The 18,090-nt window shown below is 40.9% G+C and carries 14 protein-coding genes; 2 read left to right on the top strand and 12 right to left on the bottom strand.

Translation table 11 applies throughout. The features are described 5' to 3' along the window. Nucleotides 1–18 precede the first annotated feature (18 nt). Nucleotides 19–513 (top strand): preQ(1) synthase, encoded by a 495-nt coding sequence (queF, locus tag ACFSN5_RS05170; RefSeq protein WP_165211045.1) that lies wholly within the window; start codon nucleotides 19–21, stop codon nucleotides 511–513. A 117-nt stretch (nucleotides 514–630) separates the two neighbouring features. On the opposite strand, the gene ACFSN5_RS05165 is transcribed toward queF, so the two are convergent. The 8 genes from ACFSN5_RS05165 to ACFSN5_RS05130 all read right to left on the bottom strand — a co-directional run bounded on the left by ACFSN5_RS05165 (nucleotide 631) and on the right by ACFSN5_RS05130 (nucleotide 12,215). Further along, entirely contained in the window at nucleotides 631–2,022 is a 1,392-nt protein-coding gene (locus ACFSN5_RS05165; RefSeq protein WP_165211048.1) for a cation:dicarboxylate symporter family transporter, read from the bottom strand. A gap of 295 nt (nucleotides 2,023–2,317) precedes the next feature. Continuing rightward, nucleotides 2,318–3,388 (bottom strand): tyrosine recombinase XerS, encoded by a 1,071-nt coding sequence (gene xerS, locus ACFSN5_RS05160; protein ID WP_165211051.1) that lies wholly within the window; start codon nucleotides 3,386–3,388, stop codon nucleotides 2,318–2,320. A gap of 205 nt (nucleotides 3,389–3,593) precedes the next feature. After that, nucleotides 3,594–4,316 carry an ABC transporter ATP-binding protein gene (locus ACFSN5_RS05155; protein WP_165211054.1) on the bottom strand — a complete coding sequence of 241 codons (723 nt, stop codon included), beginning with the start codon at nucleotides 4,314–4,316 and terminating at the stop codon, nucleotides 3,594–3,596. A gap of 31 nt (nucleotides 4,317–4,347) precedes the next feature. Then, on the bottom strand, nucleotides 4,348–6,699 hold the full coding sequence (locus ACFSN5_RS05150) for an ABC transporter permease (RefSeq protein ID WP_165211057.1): 2,352 nt from the start codon (nucleotides 6,697–6,699) through the stop codon (nucleotides 4,348–4,350). A gap of 11 nt (nucleotides 6,700–6,710) precedes the next feature. Continuing rightward, entirely contained in the window at nucleotides 6,711–7,964 is a 1,254-nt protein-coding gene (locus ACFSN5_RS05145; RefSeq protein ID WP_165211060.1) for an MFS transporter, read from the bottom strand. A gap of 99 nt (nucleotides 7,965–8,063) precedes the next feature. Continuing rightward, on the bottom strand, nucleotides 8,064–8,654 hold the full coding sequence (locus tag ACFSN5_RS05140; protein WP_165211063.1) for a TetR/AcrR family transcriptional regulator: 591 nt from the start codon (nucleotides 8,652–8,654) through the stop codon (nucleotides 8,064–8,066). 228 nt (nucleotides 8,655–8,882) lie between these two features. Continuing rightward, nucleotides 8,883–11,504 (bottom strand): ABC transporter permease, encoded by a 2,622-nt coding sequence (locus ACFSN5_RS05135; RefSeq protein ID WP_165329257.1) that lies wholly within the window; start codon nucleotides 11,502–11,504, stop codon nucleotides 8,883–8,885. A 9-nt stretch (nucleotides 11,505–11,513) separates the two neighbouring features. Further along, complete coding sequence (locus ACFSN5_RS05130; protein ID WP_165211069.1) at nucleotides 11,514–12,215, bottom strand: ABC transporter ATP-binding protein; 702 nt, start codon at nucleotides 12,213–12,215, stop codon at nucleotides 11,514–11,516. 113 nt (nucleotides 12,216–12,328) lie between these two features. Here ACFSN5_RS05130 and ACFSN5_RS05125 point away from each other — a divergent pair, with 113 nt between their 5' ends. Then, nucleotides 12,329–12,880 (top strand): TetR/AcrR family transcriptional regulator, encoded by a 552-nt coding sequence (locus ACFSN5_RS05125; RefSeq protein ID WP_165211072.1) that lies wholly within the window; start codon nucleotides 12,329–12,331, stop codon nucleotides 12,878–12,880. A 100-nt stretch (nucleotides 12,881–12,980) separates the two neighbouring features. On the opposite strand, the gene ACFSN5_RS05120 is transcribed toward ACFSN5_RS05125, so the two are convergent. The 4 genes from ACFSN5_RS05120 to ffh all read right to left on the bottom strand — a co-directional run bounded on the left by ACFSN5_RS05120 (nucleotide 12,981) and on the right by ffh (nucleotide 18,062). Next, on the bottom strand, nucleotides 12,981–13,712 hold the full coding sequence (locus ACFSN5_RS05120; protein WP_165211075.1) for a DUF3307 domain-containing protein: 732 nt from the start codon (nucleotides 13,710–13,712) through the stop codon (nucleotides 12,981–12,983). Next, on the bottom strand, nucleotides 13,705–14,403 hold the full coding sequence (locus ACFSN5_RS05115; RefSeq protein ID WP_165211078.1) for a SatD family protein: 699 nt from the start codon (nucleotides 14,401–14,403) through the stop codon (nucleotides 13,705–13,707). Before ACFSN5_RS05115 ends, ACFSN5_RS05120 begins: the two co-directional genes overlap by 8 nt. 100 nt (nucleotides 14,404–14,503) lie before the next feature. Continuing rightward, nucleotides 14,504–16,372 (bottom strand): YfhO family protein, encoded by a 1,869-nt coding sequence (locus ACFSN5_RS05110; RefSeq protein ID WP_241154200.1) that lies wholly within the window; start codon nucleotides 16,370–16,372, stop codon nucleotides 14,504–14,506. Between the two features lie 115 nt (nucleotides 16,373–16,487). After that, nucleotides 16,488–18,062 carry a signal recognition particle protein gene (gene ffh, locus ACFSN5_RS05105; protein ID WP_165211081.1) on the bottom strand — a complete coding sequence of 525 codons (1,575 nt, stop codon included), beginning with the start codon at nucleotides 18,060–18,062 and terminating at the stop codon, nucleotides 16,488–16,490. Nucleotides 18,063–18,090 lie beyond the last annotated feature (28 nt).

Here is an 18,090-nt window from a genome sequence, read left to right as displayed (position 1 = left end):
ACAGAAAGAAGCAGCAGCATGACAAAGAAATCCGAAGAAACCAAAGACCTAACTCTGCTGGGCAATCAGCAGATTCCTTATGTTTTTGATTATGACCCAAGTATTCTGGAATCCTTCCAAAATCGTCATCAAGAAAATGACTACTTTATCAAGTTTAACTGCCCAGAGTTCACTTCACTTTGTCCCATTACTGGGCAGCCTGATTTTGCAACTATTTATCTGTCTTACATTCCAGATGAACTCTGTGTAGAGTCTAAATCACTGAAACTCTACCTATTTTCTTATCGCAATCATGGTGACTTCCATGAAAATTGTATCAATACTATTGGTAAAGACTTGATTAATCTCCTCAAACCGCGTTATCTTGAAGTTTGGGGGAAATTCACCCCGCGCGGTGGTATTTCCATTGACCCATATTTTAATTATGGGCGGCCAGATACCAAGTATGAAGAAATGGCGAATTACCGTCTCATGAATCACGATCTGTATCCAGAAACAATTGATAATCGCTAACCAAGATACATAGAAATAGCCAGCTAGAGCAAGGATTCTCTAGCTGGCTATTGATTAATAGGCTTCATTTCTAAGTCAATTAAATGAAAAATCACCTTATTCCTGTGTGGCCGAAAGTTATAAAGCACTGGAGACAGTAATATTAATGTCTCTTAGCAGAGTTTCATTCAGTTGATCTGTACGTTTGGCTGTGATGACACCTGCCAAGATACTGTCATTGACATTTACTAGAGTGCGACCCATATCAACAATTGGATCAATGGCAATCAAAATACCTAAAGTTGCTACCGGTAAGTTTAAGGTTCCAAGAACAATCAAGGTTGTAAACAAAGCTCCGCCGCCGACCCCTGCGACACCAAAGGAAGCAATCACATCGATTAAAATAAGAGTCAGGATAAACTGCCATGAAAAAACATTGATTCCAATAGCTGGTGCGATAATCGTCGCCACCATCGAAGGATAAACACCAGCACAACCATTTTGACCGATGGTTAATCCGAAACTAGCAGCGAAGTTTGCGATGGTCGAGTCAACTCCGAGAGACTCTGTTTGGATTTTAACATTTAAAGGAAGTGTACCTGCACTGGTTCGCGAGCTAAAGGCAAATATTAAAGCAGGCCAAGCTTTTTTGTAATACACAATAGGGTTAACACCATGGACTAGCAATAAAATGGTATGAACCAAGAGTACGACAACTAAAGCGACGTAGACTGCAACGATAAAGATACCTAGCCGTCCAATCGTTTTTATAGAATTAACTGCACTTGCATTTGTAATAAGTGCAAAAATACCATACGGTGTTAGCGAAAGGACTAGCTTAACGATACGATTAATGATCAATTGCAGACTTTTGATGAGTTTAGCAAAAACCTCAGCACTCTCTGGATCTGATTTTCTGACAGCTAGATAGGCGACACCTACAAAAATAGCAAAGATAACAACAGCAATAGTACTTGTTGCACGTGTTTCCGAAAAATCAGCAAAGATATTGCTTGGTAGGAAATTTACAATTTGCTGAGGCAGTGTCAGGCCTGTGAGTTCATCTTGATGTTCCTGAATATTGGCCAAAGCCGCTTTATCAGCAACCCCTGAAAAATTAGCCCCCTGTAACCTAAATGAGATGGTCGAAAGGTAGCCAATCAAAGAGGCAACAGCAGTCGTCCCTAACAAAACAGTTAAGGTTGTTCCCGCAATTTTTTTAATATTTTGCGCGATTTCTAATTGGGTAAAAGCGCTGACGAGAGAGATGAAAACCAAAGGGATAATCAGCATCTTTAGGAGACTGACATAACCATTGCCCACGATACCTAACCAATCGAGTGCTGTTGAAAGGGCCGGATGATCAGAACCTAGACTTAGCTGCAGCAGTAGTCCAAAAATTGTTCCGGCAATCAAGGCAGTGAAAACAAGTGCTGTAAATCCTGTCTTTCTACGATGCAAATAAGCCAAGACGGTTAAAATGATGACACCAAGCCCCACGATCAACCCTGCTAAAGCATTTTCTGTCATAGAGTGACCTCCTTTATAATAATAGGTAAAGTCATTGCTAAACAGCTTTTAACAATGACATAGATGTTTTCAATGAATGAGTAAATTATAGTTCGCCTATCTTATAAATTCAACAGATTCGGTTATTCTAATTTTCAATCTCTGCGATAAAGAATTTCTATCACTGAACACATGCTTAGTTTTCTAGTTAATCAGAAAGACATAAAAACCTCACCCTCTTAGTAAATTATAGGTGAGGTAAATTAGGTGCTTGGTTAAATTCTATTATTTTTACATAATTAATAATACGTAAGTTTTATAGATTATCTAGAGCATTTTTTTGCTCGTCATTGACGATATGGGTGTAAAGGTCGGTAACCTGAGTCGAAGCATGACCGAGTTGGTGACTGACGAGTACTTGGGATTTGGTGGCATCATAGAGGCGGGTTGCTAGCGTGTGACGGAGCTTGTGGGGAGTCACACGAACTTTGAAATCTTCGGAATACTTAGCCACCATCTTTTCGATACTGGAGGCATCGATACGGTTAGGAACCCCGCGATATTCAGAAAGAAAGAGGGCAACATCTTGTTTTTCGGCCTTGTAACGATTTTTTCGGATTCTTAGATAATCCTCTAAATAAGATTTGGCAAAGCCAGCAACATTGACGGAATCTCGCTTACCACCCTTACGAGTGACTTCAATAACCATCATATTGAGGTTGATATCTTTCAGATCAAGATTGACAGCTTCTGACAAACGCACACCAGAAGCCAGCAGCAGGGCGATAATAGCTAGATCACGTTCCTTATTTTTTCGGAAAGATGATTTGGCCCGATTGGAAAGCTTGCCTTCATAATCTTTGTCGACATAATCCAAAAATTCCATGGTTTCATCACCTAAGAAGAGCTTCTGTTTGATATTTTCCGCCCTGGCAGCAAGTGTTTCTTTTTTCTTTTTAGTGGAGACTTTTTTCATAACATTACGGTAGAAATAAGGCTCACCCTGATCATTTTCAACCTCCTCAGTCAGATATTTATAGAGACTGGAGAGGGCCGATAAAGTACGGTTGATAGTGGTCTGTGACACCCCGTTTTTGGTCGAATAGGTATTGAGTGACGGACGTTCGCGCAAGTAAAGGATAAAGGATTCCATATCTTTTTTAGTTAATTTCTCTAGAATCTCTAGCGGAATGTCAGCAAGCTTATCAGTCTGAACAATGTCAGCATCTATCAGCCATTCAAAAAAACGACGGTATTCCTTGAGATATTCATATAAAGTCGTCAGACTGTAAGGAACAGCTAATTTGGATTGATAGTATTCCAGAACATACCATGGCATAAGAGCCTTTAATTCTTCGATTTTTTCTAATAAGCGTTGACGTTTCATAAAGTTCGTTTTCCTTTGTTTTTTAATCGTTTTTATCCAGATAGTAGTATATCACGCCTGTATATGTTTTTCAAGAAAATTACAGTTTTTCGGAAAGAAGTTATAACAAATACTCGAAACGATTAATACCCAAACTTTTCGAGTCATGACTAAAACCAGCCACATAAATTTCTTTTATGTGGCTGGTTTTTATCAAGGACTGGTCTTATATTCCTAATTTTTTCGCTTCGTGTTCAATATTCAGTAGGAAATCTTCTGTTTCCTCCTTTATGATTTCAGAAATGATCTGGCCGTCTTTCATGAACAGGCAGCGTTTTCCATAGGAGGCTACATGGCTGTCATGGGTGATGAGGATGATGGTCCTTCCTTCTTGGTTTAGTTTTTGGAAAATACTCATAACTTCTAGGCTCATTTGGGAATTGAGTGCTCCTGTTGGTTCGTCCGCAAATATGATGTCAGGCTGATTAATAAGCGCCCGACAGATACTGGCACGCTGGAGCTGACCGCCCGATACTTGGCGGATATCCATATCTGCCAAATCTGCTATTGCCATCGTTTCGAGTAAGTCATAGGCATGTTGGTAAATCTCTTTTTTGGCTTCTTTTTTTAGCTGGAGAGCTGGCAAAACGATATTGTCAATAAGGGAGAGATTGCTGAGAAATTGATTTTTCTGAAAAACAAACCCCATGTTTTCTAAACGCAATTGACTTAACTGGTTGTCAGATAACTGGCTGAGTGACTGATTATTAAGGGAAACATCTCCGTGCTCGATTCTGTCTAAACCACTGATTTGGTAAAGAAAGGTCGTTTTTCCGCAGCCTGACGGCCCCATGATGGTCACAAAATCACCTTTATGAACGGTTACATTGATATCGGTTAAAACTTGGTTCTTTCCGAAAAATTTAGATAAATGTTGAATGCTTAACATGGTATGACCTTTTTCCTTTCTGATGATCGAGTTATTCGTTTCTGTAGGCTAAGAATGACTGCTTTTTAACAGGAATGAGTGCCATATAAGTGAGGATGGCAATAATAAGGATTAAGACGCAAAAATAAACGGCGAGTTCGGTCCAGCTCATGGCGACAAATGATAATTGCTGAATACCAGAATTTAACAGACCAAACAGACTGCTAATAAAAGGTTCTCCTAGATACTGTACCAATAATATTCCGCTGAAAGCACCAAGCAAAGAACTGATGGCTAACGGATAAAGTTCCTGTAAATAGACAGAGCTAAAGGATAATCCCAACGTACGCTTAAATATGAATTCTTTGAGATTGCGGTTGACATGTAAACTTAAAAATAAGAAGAGAAGGCTGCCAAAAATCAGCAAACTCACTCCTAAAGTGGTATTTGAAGCCTTTTGCAGCTCTTGAATCATTCCGCCTAGGGTTTGCTGAACAATTCCTTTGGCATCGTTAATGCGGTAGCCTTTCTTACCAAGCTTCGATGTTAATAGTTGCAGTATTTTTTTCTTCTGATGGTGGTTGGTCAGCCGGAGGTAGAAAATGTATTTTTGCGAATGTGCCTGACTGAACTCACTGGGTAATTTCGCTGTTTTTCCACCATTTGTAATATCCTGATAGAGTCCGACGATTTTTGGAGAAATGGATTGCCCATTCACTGTAAGAGTGAGTTTATCTCCTAGACCCTTCCCTAATTCCTCGGCTGCTAAAAGAGACAGAGCAATTTCCTGATTATTTCTAGCTGCATGCCCTTGGGTATAATGCAGTTCTTTTCCTGAATCCTGCCCCATATCTACTGGGAGACTGACTGTATCTCCTTGTGATGAGGCGGCCTGCACTTGTGTTCTTCTGATTTCAGAGAGAGATACAGAGTGGCTCTGTGAAATCTTTTGTAGGGTCTGCCTCGCAGTTTTTGCTCTTGCGTCGACTCCTTCTCCTTCTGTTACTTCCAAAGAAATATCGTATTTGGCGCTTCCCATGTAGGTAATGAATTCTGGCGCATTCATGGTATGAATAAGGCGAGAAGGCAGGAGGATAGTTAGACTTATAAAAAGACAGAGCCAAAACGGAAAAGCATAACCGTTTTTGAGCTTTCTTCTTGTTATTAAGAGGTTGGCAGACAGATGGCGGACAGGAGGAAATTTCCTTTTTTTCCTACGCAAGACAAAGCCATTTCCCTGAACAAGGAGATCCACAACACTTGCTTTTTTAATACGATTCAAAATTATCCAAGAATAGAAAGTGATGACGAAGAAAAGCAAGACTACAATCATAAAACCTAGCATACCATCGACTAATGAGAGACCTGTCTGGCCAAAGGTTTCCCTGATTCTTTGCGTCGTTACAGGTAGAAAAACAAGAGCCAGAGAGTAGCCTATTAAACTACCTAAGCCAGTCGTCAAGACTATCTTTTGCAGATAGAGCTGTTTGATGGTCCTGTTGGGCAGACCAATAGCCTTTAAAAGTCCGATCTCGCCGCTTTCAGCCTCAATCTCTGCCAGTAAGATAAAGCGAAGGCAAATCAGTGTAATAACAAGCAGCAAACCTCCCGCTAGAAAGTAGATGGCTGCAGTGGCCAAATCTGTTAAAGCACTGAGAAAAAAGAGTATGCGATAAGTCAAGGATGGCCCGTTTTGTGGTAAACTTGCTTTCTTATAGGCCGATTGATAGCTGTCTGCTTGACCTGTATCGTTAAAGTAAGTTTCGATGATGACTTCTTTTTGAGAAAGATTTTTTGTTAACTCTGCAAAGTCAGCATCGCTCACTAAAAATCGTGTAGAGGAAGCCAAGGTTGAATTCATCTGTGCATCGTGAGCAACCTCTGTAATAGTAAAGGTTTTGCTAAATGCGCCTTCTTGAATACGAAGCCGATCACCGATTTTCATAGAAAATTGATCCCGCAAAAGTTTTGGAACGGCTACTTCTCCCGATTTTAACGCTATTTTTTCATGCTGTGCATTTAAGAGCAGATCGTAGGTTTTATTCTGTTTGACAAAGCTAATATCCAGCTGTGAATCCGCTAAGGCATCGCGCTTTTTGTTTTGGTGATAAACGGTCAGCTGCTTTCCTTCGACATTTAATAGCTGCACAGTCTGCCAAGCTTTGACACCTGAGTATGATTGATTAAATTGATCAATCTCTTCTTGGTTTAGCTGACCGCGATGCATTTGGATGAAATGAGGCGGCTGGGCTACTTGGTACATGTCAGAAATGCTGGATACCGTCTGTTTTATGAGAAAGAAAACGCTACAAACGATAAAGAGAGACAGGCTAGTCAGACCAATTAACAACAAATTTTTGATAGGATGCCGCTTGAGGTCGCTTTTTAGGAGTTTGTAGAACATGTGACACCTCCTTACTCTACTTTCATTTGCTTGATTGAGCGATTGCTGCCGATCAACAGTGAACTAAGGATCAGGCCAATTCCTGAAATAATCAACATAAGCCCGATTCCCCTGCCTGCTCCGCTTCCAATCAATTGTCCAATAATAGTTCCTGCTAAGGCACCTTGTTTGGCCATCAGGGGTTCAAATAGACGGTCTGCCAGAAAACCTGCACACAGATAGGCAATAATGGTACCGAATTGGGTGATAAAACTAATCATTCCCCAGATTCTGCCCTGTAATTCATTAGGAATGGTTACTCTGACCAGCACATCGGCACAGGTATTGACAAAGGCCAAAGTCATAAAAAAGAGGAAAATTGTGATACCGACCCACCATATATTCATGACAAAACCGCACAATCCAATGAAGAGACCTGCTAGCAATCCAGCCTGGGCTAGAATCGCTGCATGCTGCCGATGAATGCCTTTGACCCCAATCCAGAGACTGCCGACTAAGAGCCCTACTGTGCAAAGGGCTTCCATGATTCCAACAGTTTGCGTATCAGCCATGTTCAGTACCAGAGGTTCGACTAAAATTTGAACTAGTCCGATAAAGAAGCAAACCAAGGTCATCATAGCAATTAAGGATTGCAAACCCTTATAGCTCCGGCTAAGCTTCCAAGTTTCTCCAAACGAAATCCTCTCTTTGTCTTTTTGTTTTGAAATCTTGATTCCTTTTTTAACACAGAAAATCAAGAGGACAGCTACTAGGAAAGATAGGATATCCAGACAAAGAATAAAGCGAATATCAAAGTAGGCTAGAAAGAATCCGGCTAAGGCAGGAGAAATTAAATAACGTGAACTAGCTGCCAGTTGAACCATGCCGCTTGCCTTGGCATACTCATCTTTGGTCAATAAATCGCTCACTGTTGCACGATAGGCTGGCTCAACCAGTGACGAAAAGACAGCACTAATGGTTACACCGATATAGATGGGACTTAAATTGGTTGAGCCGATATTCAAGTTCAGTACGATATAAAGCAAGCCTAGGACTGAGAAGCTGTCACCAATCATCATCAAGGCTCTCCGATCATAGCGATCGGCTAAAAAACCGCCAAATGGAGCTAACAGAACAGTTGGCAAAAATGCCAGTAGGGTTATAAGAGAAACTGCGGTTACACTATTTGTAACCTTCAAAGCGTAAATAGTCATAGCAAAGGCAGACATCCCTCCGCCAATACTGGAAATCAATTCCCCAAACCATAGGGTTAAAAATTTTTTCAATTTTGCTCTCCTTTAAATAATATCTTTATATGTCGACCAACGGTCGGTTGCGGTCAAAAATAAAATTGCAGCAAGGGCAATTTTATCTTAGTGAATAACTCAATTCTCAATACCAAGTTGCTTGAAGAGGAAGAATTGAAAAGCCTCAAGCAATTGCTGCTGCTCCTTCTTATCCAGCTGAAAAATTCCGTCATCAAAGAGTGTTGCTACAGCAGCAAGTACGATTTGCACCAGTTGTTTAGGATAGGGACAGTCAAATTGGCCAGCTTGCACCCCTTCTTCAATAATGCCTGTTAGCAGAGGCGTCACTTCGTGCAGGATAGCTTGTAAGGATTTCTGATGGAGGAGAGCATTTTTGGGTTTGTGCATATCTTCCAGCAGCTTTCCGCCATAGATATCTGTAATATTCATACTTTGGAAAGCCTCTGCCAGCTTGTCCTTTGGATCCTTGTTTGGCTTATTGATAACGGCTGCTACTCTTGATTTTAGAACGGCAGTCGCTTCATCTACAACAGCTTCCAGTACTTCTTCCTTAGATTTAAAATAGTAATAAAATGTCCCCTTGGCAATCCCAACGACCTTCAAAATATCGTTGACACTGGCTTTTTCAAAGCCTTTTTCTTGAAAGAGCTGGGTAGCAGCTGCAAGAATCTCAGCCCGGCGCTCATCGTACCCTTTGACAATTCTCATGCTTCCTCCTTCGTCACCAACCGACCAATGGTCGATTCCTCAAATACAGCATAACATAACCCTTGTATTTCTGTCAAATCTAAATATAGCCTGCTATCAAGAAAATACGTTCTGCAGCCCTATAGGATCGATCAACTAAGGTAGTAATGCGAGTAACTGACCAAAAAATCCCTGCGCAGGCAGAGATTCTTCAGGGAATTGGAATTGTTCTTGTAATATTTTATCTTATCAGTCAACGCTTTTGAGTGCTTCTAACATGTCAACGGCTTTTAGTCTATGGTTAACTAGCCAGCCTAGGGCGCTCAGAATGATGATAATAGCTAGCACTGGAATGAGATAAACCGACCAGGTTAACGAGTAACTAAAGTTGAAATCATCTCCGCCCATCCGACTGATCAAAAGCCTGTGGAGTCCAAAACCACCGGCAAGGCCTACCAGAATACCAATTAGCGACAAGGTGATGGTTTCGCGGTAGATATACATGGTGACTTCTTTGCTGTGAAATCCAAGCACCTTGATAGTTGAGAGTTCACGAATACGTTCGGCAACATTGATAGTGGTGAGATTATAGAGAATCACGAGGGCCAGTAAAATTGAGACGATAATCAAAATCAGCATGACGCTGTTGAGAGAGTCCACTACTTTGTTTAAGGAATTAACCATAGCAATATTCTGTGAGACAGCCTCTACCCCTTTTAAGTCCAGAAAATCCGTCGAAAGTTTTTTAACCTTGCTGTCTGAATCATCTTTGGCCTGTAAGAGATAGGCGTTGGTTGATAGATCAGTTTTAAAGGCTTTTTGGTAGTAATTCTGGGTCATAAAGATAAAATGGCCTGTATAGATCTGAGCAATGCCAGATACTTTCAAAGAGACCTTATGGCCATCCTTATCAATATAGTCAAAGTGATCACCGGCCTTTACCTGATAGAGCTGGGCGAGTTTTTCAGATAGAATAACCCCATCATCTGAAAGTTTGAGTTTTTGACCTTTGGACGAGGATAGATTAATCATGCCAGAAAAATCTTTATCTGGTGTTACCAGACATGTTACAGTTTGAGCCTCTGTAACGTATTTAATGGTCTGTTCACTCTTTTCATAATAAATATTTAACGACTTATCAAAGTCTTTGGAAGCAATAGCCTTCTTGACAGCTGCTTTCTCCTGCGATGAGGCTTGCTTGTTGCGAACGGCAATCATATCATAAGAGAAAATCTGTCCGAACTGCTTGTCGGTCACTCCGGAAATGGACGACTGGATTCCCAATCCAGCAAATAATAAAGCAACTGAGCCAGCCACACCAAAGATGGTCATCAGCATGCGCTGTTTATAACGAAAGATATTGCGTGCGGTTACCTTGTGGGTGAAGCTGAGACGATTCCAAAGAAAAGTCAGTCGCTCCAAAAGAATTTTAGAACCCGCTGCTGGCGGTTTGGGCAGCAAGAGCTGGGCTGGTTTATCGCGCAGTTCACGATAAGCGATCCAGAAAGCCGGCAGAATACTGGAAAGAATCGCTAAGCCAAATGCTAAAAGGATATAAGAGGCATAAGGTAACAATTTCATTTTATCCAATGTCAGATCACCCATGGTGATATTGCCGATATTGACAGGAAGATAATAAGTACCCGCTGTAACCCCTAGGGCGGTCCCAAGTATACCAGCCATAAAGCCATAAATGACAAATTTACGGATAACATCCTGATTCGAATAGCCGAGGGCCTTGAAGAGCCCTGAATTTTGCCGCTCCTCATCAACAAAGCGTGTCATGGTCGTAAAGGTGACCATGGCAGCAACTAGATACAAAACAATGGGGAAAAGATCGGCTACAATGGCAATACTCGTGGCTGTTGCGGCAAAAGCCATATAGCCATCGCCACCTGGAAGTGTAGAACGTGTGTAGCTAGTATAGGCTGGTTTGGTTAAGTTGTCTTTCTCTTTTTGGGCAGCAGCAATTTTTGCTTGCGCCTGACTTATTTGCTTGCTGATCTCTGCTGCTTGCTGAGGTGGTAATTGAGCTTGAGCCCCTGCTTGTGCTAATTGCTCCTTGACCTTAGTTACCTGCGCTTGCTTTTTATCAATTTTTTCTTGAGCATCATCTTTGAGGTCAGCCAAACGCTTGGCACCATTATCCTTTAGCAAGTCATTCAGGTCTTTTTGGTGATCTGCTAATCTTTCCTTATAGGTATTTTGAAAGGGATTAAGTCCAGCGAGATCATTATAACGAATGCGAGCAATACTATAGACATCACTGTCGAAGGCTTCTGGTAAAGTAACAGCATACCCTGATAGGCTGCCATCACCAGCTGTTGAGCTGCCCAAGCTTGTTTTAGAGAGGATCTCTGTTGAGTTGATAAAGCCCGTGATCGTGTAGGTATCATACTTCAATGAGGTTTTATTGCCCCTTTTAAAAGTAATGTGGTCTCCAATTTTATAATCCTTACGGTAAGCCTTGGATAGGGCAATTTCCTTGGCCTTTTTAGGAAACCTTCCTGATGTGAGTTCATAGCGAGAGATATTATTAACGGCATTATCGTAGGAGAAAATGCGGACAGCATCTGTATGATCTTTGATTGTGACATCATCTAGGTAGCCGTACTCTACCTTTGCCTCTTTGATAGCAGACAGTTCCTTTTGGTCGTCCTTACTCAGTCCATAATCGGCCATAACGCTCAGGTCCATCGTGTGATACTTGGATAAGTAGTCACTGGCAGTTGTTTGTATATCAGGTGTGGTCGATTTAAGACCGACCAAGGCAAAGGATCCCAACATCAATAAGAGTACAATCGAAATAAAACGTCCCTTGGATACTGTAATAGCCTTGCGCACATCTTTCCAATAGATTTTTTTAGACATAACTTCCTCCTAGTACTCTAGGCTTGCAATATCTTGCGGATGATCATTGGTTTTGATAGATTTTACAGTGGCATCCCGCATATGAATGACACGATCTGCAATGGGTGCTAGAGCTGAATTATGGGTTACGATGATGACTGTTGCGCCTTGCTGACGAGACATGTCCTGCAGGATTTGCAGCACCTGTTTACCGGTTTGGTAATCAAGGGCACCGGTCGGTTCATCACACAGCAGAATCTTTGGCCTTTTAGCCACGGCGCGTGCAATGGAAACACGCTGCTGCTCCCCGCCAGATAGTTGCGCTGGAAAATTATTGATCCGATTTTCAAGTCCGACTTCTTTTAGAATCGTTACAGGATCCATAGCATCTTTGACAATTTCTGAGGCTAATTCAACATTTTCCTTAGCTGTCAGATTGGCGACCAGATTGTAGAATTGAAACACAAAGCCCACATCATCACGGCGGTAATTGGTCCGCTGGTGCGAATTGAGCTGAGCAATATCTGTGCCATCAATAATGACCTGCCCTTCATCATTGGTATCCATTCCTCCCAGAATATTGAGCAGGGTTGATTTCCCTGCTCCTGATGATCCCAGAATAATCACGAGCTCTCCTTTTTCAATCTCGAAATTGACATCATCATTAGCTGAGATAGTGGTATCCCCCATATGATAACGCTTAGTAGAATGTTTAACTTCGATATAAGCCATCGCTTTCCTCCTTAATTGGACACATTGTTGATTTATAACAGGAAATATTATATAATCAGCCTGTTGATTTAACAAGAACAAAAATAAACAAAGTGTTGATTTAAGGAAAGCATATGGCTCAAAAACGACAGACTGAAACCAAAAACTATCTCAAGAAGGCTCTAATCCGCCTACTATCGGAAAAGGATTTTGAAACGATTACTATCTCGGACTTGACCAAGACAGCGGGGATTAATCGCGGAACTTTCTATCTTCATTACTTGGATAAATATGATATGGTCAATCAGATGAAAGAGGAAATGCTGACTCAGCTCTTTAATATCTTACTGCAGGAAGATTTAGATGAGGATCCTAGACCTGTGATAAAAGAGGTGCTTGACTATCTTGTCAGGGATTTTGACTTTGTCTCTGTGATTGCAAAAACTTCTTATGTTAATTTCTCCCAAATCATCAAAGATTTTGTTTTTCAGCTTATTATCAGCTACCCTAACTGGAAAAAGACTATCGCCCAGCATTACGATATTCCGGAAGACTATGCCTTAGAAGTTTACCTAGCCAGTAGTGAAAGCCTCATTACCTATTGGATCAATCAAGGAGCCGACAAAAGTACAGCTGATATGGCTGATATCATCGTAAAAGTACTATTTGTAGATGAACCTATTTAAAAACAGCTCACATTGAAGTGAACTGCTTTTTTAGAGATACCAATTGAAATAAAGATACGCTAGTCTTTTTATATGGAATTGAAATGCATTAACTAAACTATCACACTAATAAGATACCATAGACTAGCAAAACACTGATGATGCTGAATAGGGACCCAATCAGGTAATATTCTGCAAAAGCTTGGTTTTTCGAAATCCTATCGTAACGAGCAATAGATTTAGCCGTAAATACCAGACCTATGGCTGCAAATTGCCCAAACAATAAGAAAATCCCCATAATAAGACGCTCCAACAAACCAATAAGAGCACCAGCACCAGCTACAGTTGGTTCGTGGGGTTCCTCAGAAACTTGATACTTGCTGAAAAAGAGTTTAAACACAATATTAATCGGCTTAGTAATCAAAGTCAAAAATAAGCCCAAACGAATCAGTTCACTATTCTGGCTGATAAGCAATATGGTATCAGGTTTAAAGCAAATATAGGCAGAAAAGATAGCCAAATAATGCAAAATCTGGTCACCAACAAAAATCACTTGCTGCCAGGATTGGCTGTGCATATTTGGTACAAAATAAAACTTAGCACTATCGATAACGACATGGCTAAGCCAAACAACCAAAAGATAGATTCCGGCTGCAGGATTCAAAACAAAACAGACTAACAGAGGTAAGGCGACAATAATAAGGTGCTGCGATAGCACTCGTATACTGTAAGATTTCTGATCAGCCATTCTTTGGCTTTGCCATTGAAAATCTGCTAGAAAATGGGCCAATAAGGTCAAGGTTAGCAAAGGGTTCTCTATGAGGTAGTCCGAGAAAGTTAAAATTTCAAGCATGGTTCTCCTCCTCGCTACTTTTTTGTTGATCATTGCTTCTACTTGCTGCAATAATCAAATGCGCTGCTGCCTTGCGGCTGCGTAAATAATGCTTTAAACCGCTGGCTTTCAGCCGTTTGCTAAAGCCACTGGGTTTAATTCCTAAAGCATCTGCAATCATTTGATGTTCAAATTGTTCTTGATAGCTCTGCTGTTCCAGCAGGGCTTTTAAAATAGCCAGTTGATTTGCAGTCCATTTAGACTTAATAAAATCTCCAGAGGCCAGCAGGCTATTAACACTTTCTTGAATCAGCTGATTATCACAAGACAGTGCGATACGCGCAACCCCATAATCAGTCTTATCATGAACATGGTTGATAGCTTCACGAGCCCGCCAAAAGGCTGGCCCATCCGAACCGATACTTTGTTTCTCATTAATCGGAGTCAGCATCTCCCCTAATCCTAATCCAAAACGAATCTGAGTAGGAAACAGCTCCATCTGTATGCTATCAATAATCTGGAAAATATTATCATTAGGTCGTAACAAAGCCTGAAATTCATCACCCGTTGTTACTGTAAAGGGTGAGACGATTACAGAAGCATAGTCCTTATTAATGACCTGCATCAAATTCAGCAGCTCCTCCTGCACCCGAGCGCGATCTTTGAGTCCTTTAGAATTGATAATATCGCCAATAAGAGCAAGGTAGGTCATGGTCTTCTCCTTTTATTTTTGTCTATTGTAGCAGACAAAAACAAAAATGTCTATCAAAATAGACATTTTATGGATTTTCCCTTATCAACCTATATCTTATTTATCGCTCAGTTGCAGCTGAATTCCATTCAGGGTGATAAATCACTAGGCCGTCTTTTCGGAAGATAAGAATTCCTCTGTCAGCTAGTCCGTAGGCAATAGCATAAAGAATAATAGACAGACAACTGATCACTGAAGCTGCCCAAGCTACGCGAGCCAACTGAGTATAATGGTAGGTTATCTTGATCTCATGAGTTCCCTCGGGAAAATGAATGGTCGTAGCGCCAGCTTTACTAAGGGTTGTCGGAACTTCTTGACCATCAACGGTGACGACCTGTCCCTTATAGCGATAAAAAGGAAGTTCAATCCGCTGTTCACTGCCCGTATCATTAGTGATAACCCCAGTCGCATAGCTATCCCTAAAACGAAATTTGGATTCTAAAAGAACATCACTGTCTTTAACTATAACCTGATGTCCTAGCTTCTTACCAGTATCAGCTACTTCATTTTTTTCTCTAGTCGACCTATTGGCATAGTCTCTGAGTGATATAGCGTTAAGAACCCTTTTTTGTTTATTACGATGAGATAGTTCGCTAAAAATGATCGGTTTATGACTGGACAACGTCTTAAATATAGTTACTGAACTGCTGATATTAATAGCAGACAAAGCAACCAGAACTGCTATAGTCTCAACATAGAAAAGTCGCCGTCTACCTACCGATGGATTTCTAAGAAGAAAAAGTTTGGATGCTAAAAACGTAGCAAAGAGGGTGAGAAAACTATTAACTCGCCAAGCAAACTGAATAACACTGACACTACTATTAGGACTATCAGGCCATTTGATAACCTTGCTCTCCAATAAAATAAGCAACACTATCCAGCCTATGAGATAGTAGTCTTCAATTCTTAATTTTCGAAATTGAAGTAAAATCAGAAGGAGACAGACAATGACAAGAATTCCAGGCACTAACTCCTTAATGGCATTATTAAGGCTAAAGTGAAAAATATCACCGAGCGTTCTGGTAGAATCGTTTAGTGATATCCCCCCAGGATTATCAATACGACTGTAGCGAAACTGCTCTAACATGGTAAAAAACTGAAAAGCACTCAAAGCTAAACTAGCCATCACGGCAATAAAGAAATTCCAACAGCGCTGAAGCCTATTTTGCTGAAAAGCAATTGTTGTGATAAAGATTAGACCAACTACAGCTGAAGCCATAAAAGCCGTTAAAATATGGCTATAAATAAGCAAAGCCATGCCAAAAGTCAGAGGATACCATTTATGATAATTGCCTCTAACGATATTATAAAGCCCATAAAAAGCTAGGGGAAGAAAGCTCATCGCGATAACCTCGCCAGTTGCAAAGCGAATCACAATATTGCCAAGGCGATAGGCCGAAAATACGTAAAATATGGCAAAAATATGTGAACTAAAAGGGTTATGGGTAATTCCTTTGCCTGAATAGTAAGAAATTAGGTATGTTACCGCTGTTAAGCCATAAATATAAAGTATCCAACCACTGTAAAGACTGCCAGTCAACCTATAAAGCAAATAATAAGGATAATAGGTTAAGTAAGGATAGAAAAAATTAACCCCTTGTCCGACCTTATAAAAAGCTTTGAAATTGACTGGAGTTTCATGGATGCTGGCCAGACTGAGGACACGGTTAAGATGAAAGTGCAAATCATCACCATACAAGGCACCGTTGCTCATCATCAAAGGAATGATATAAATCAAACTGATTAATAGAGCTACTAAAAACACCTTTAGCGGATCAGAAGCACGGACTTTAAGATACTTGATTAGCATCTGGCAGGTCTCTTTTAAGATAAGCCATAATTTCCTTAGGATATCTAAAACATTATCCAATTGCTTTCGATTAGAACTGTGATTATTTGGCTGGGGTTGTTGCATTGTATTATTCGTCATTGTTTTCCTGTTATGAGGTGTTATGAGGCTGGGACACCTAGCCCAGCCTCATGTATTTTTATAGTTTTAATTGCAAGAATAGCGTTTTTTCTGACTGTAAACAAATTACCGGTTACTACTTCTTCTTGCCGCGTTTTTTCTTGGCTTTTTTAAGTTTATTGGCCTGACGTTTCATAGCTTGATTAACAGCGAACTGACCAATTTTCCCCTTCAAGCCACCGCCAAGCATTTGACTCATATCGGGCATACCATTAGTACCAGCCAAGGCTGACATATCAGGCATACCTCCTTGTCCCATCATACCCTCAAGGGCTGACATGTCCATACCAGAACCATTTTTAGGCAATTGATTAGGATCCAAGCCCATTTGTTTCATAGCCTTGTTCATATCACCGCTCATAACGCCCTGCATCATAGACTTAGCCTGATTAAAATCCTTGATAAATTTATTGACATCAACAAAGCTATTTCCGGACCCTGCTGCGATTCGGCGGCGACGGCTTGGGTTGAGCAAATCAGGATTCTCACGTTCTTCTGGTGTCATCGATGAGACAATCGCACGCTTGCGAGCAATCGCACGCTCATCTACTTTAAGATTGCTAAGTGCAGGATTTCCAGCCATGCCAGGAAGCATTTTCAGAAGATCTTCCATCGGTCCCATACTTTGCATTTGATCCAGCTGCTCAATAAAATCATTAAAATCGAAAGTATTTTCGCGCATTTTTTCAGCAATTTCTGCTGAGCGCTTTTCATCGTATTCTTGACTGGCCTTTTCAATCAGTGTCAGTAGGTCTCCCATACCCAAAATACGGCTAGACATCCGATCTGGGTGGAAGGTTTCGATGTCAGTAATCTTTTCACCAGTACCGGTAAATTTAATCGGACGGCCAGTAATTTGGCGAACAGACAAGGCTGCACCACCGCGTGTATCACCATCAATCTTGGTGAGGACGACACCTGTGATATCCAGTTTCTGGTTGAACTCACGGGCAACGTTGGCTGCTTCTTGACCAATCATAGAATCAACAACCAAGAGAATTTCATTGGGCTGGGCCAAGTCTTTGACATCCCGCAGTTCCTGCATCAGGGTCTCATCAATCTGCAGACGACCAGCCGTATCGATCAAGACATAGTCATTATGATTTTCCCGAGCTTGAGCCAGACCACTTTTAACGATTTCAGTCGCAGGGACATCAGTTCCCATATCAAAAACTGGCACGCTAATTTGCTGACCTAAGGTTTTCAGCTGATCGATAGCCGCTGGACGGTAAATATCAGCTGCAATCATCAAAGGACGGGCATTTTCTTCTTTGACTAATTTATTAGCCAATTTACCAGCAAAAGTTGTTTTACCCGCCCCTTGAAGACCAATCATCATAATAATGGTTGGAATCTTAGGAGATTTTTCAATTTCCGCCGTTTCAGAACCCAGAATTGCTGTCAATTCTTCATTGACAATCTTGATAATTTGTTGAGTTGGATCCAAGGTGTCAATAATTTCATGGCCAACAGCCCGTTCGCGTACCCGTTTGATAAAATCTTTAACAACTGGTAATGCGACATCAGCTTCTAGCAGAGCCAGACGAATTTCCTTAGTAACCTCTTGGACATCTTTGTCAGAGAGCTTCTTCTTGCCGCGAATATTTTTGAAAACGCCTTGTAAACGTTCAGTTAAACTTTCAAAAGCCATTGTAATTCCTATTCCTTTATTTTACTAA

Source organism: Streptococcus tangpeifui, from assembly GCF_044503215.1.
Lineage (GTDB): Bacteria > Bacillota > Bacilli > Lactobacillales > Streptococcaceae > Streptococcus > Streptococcus tangpeifui.
This window is presented reverse-complemented; position numbering and strand designations above follow the sequence as displayed.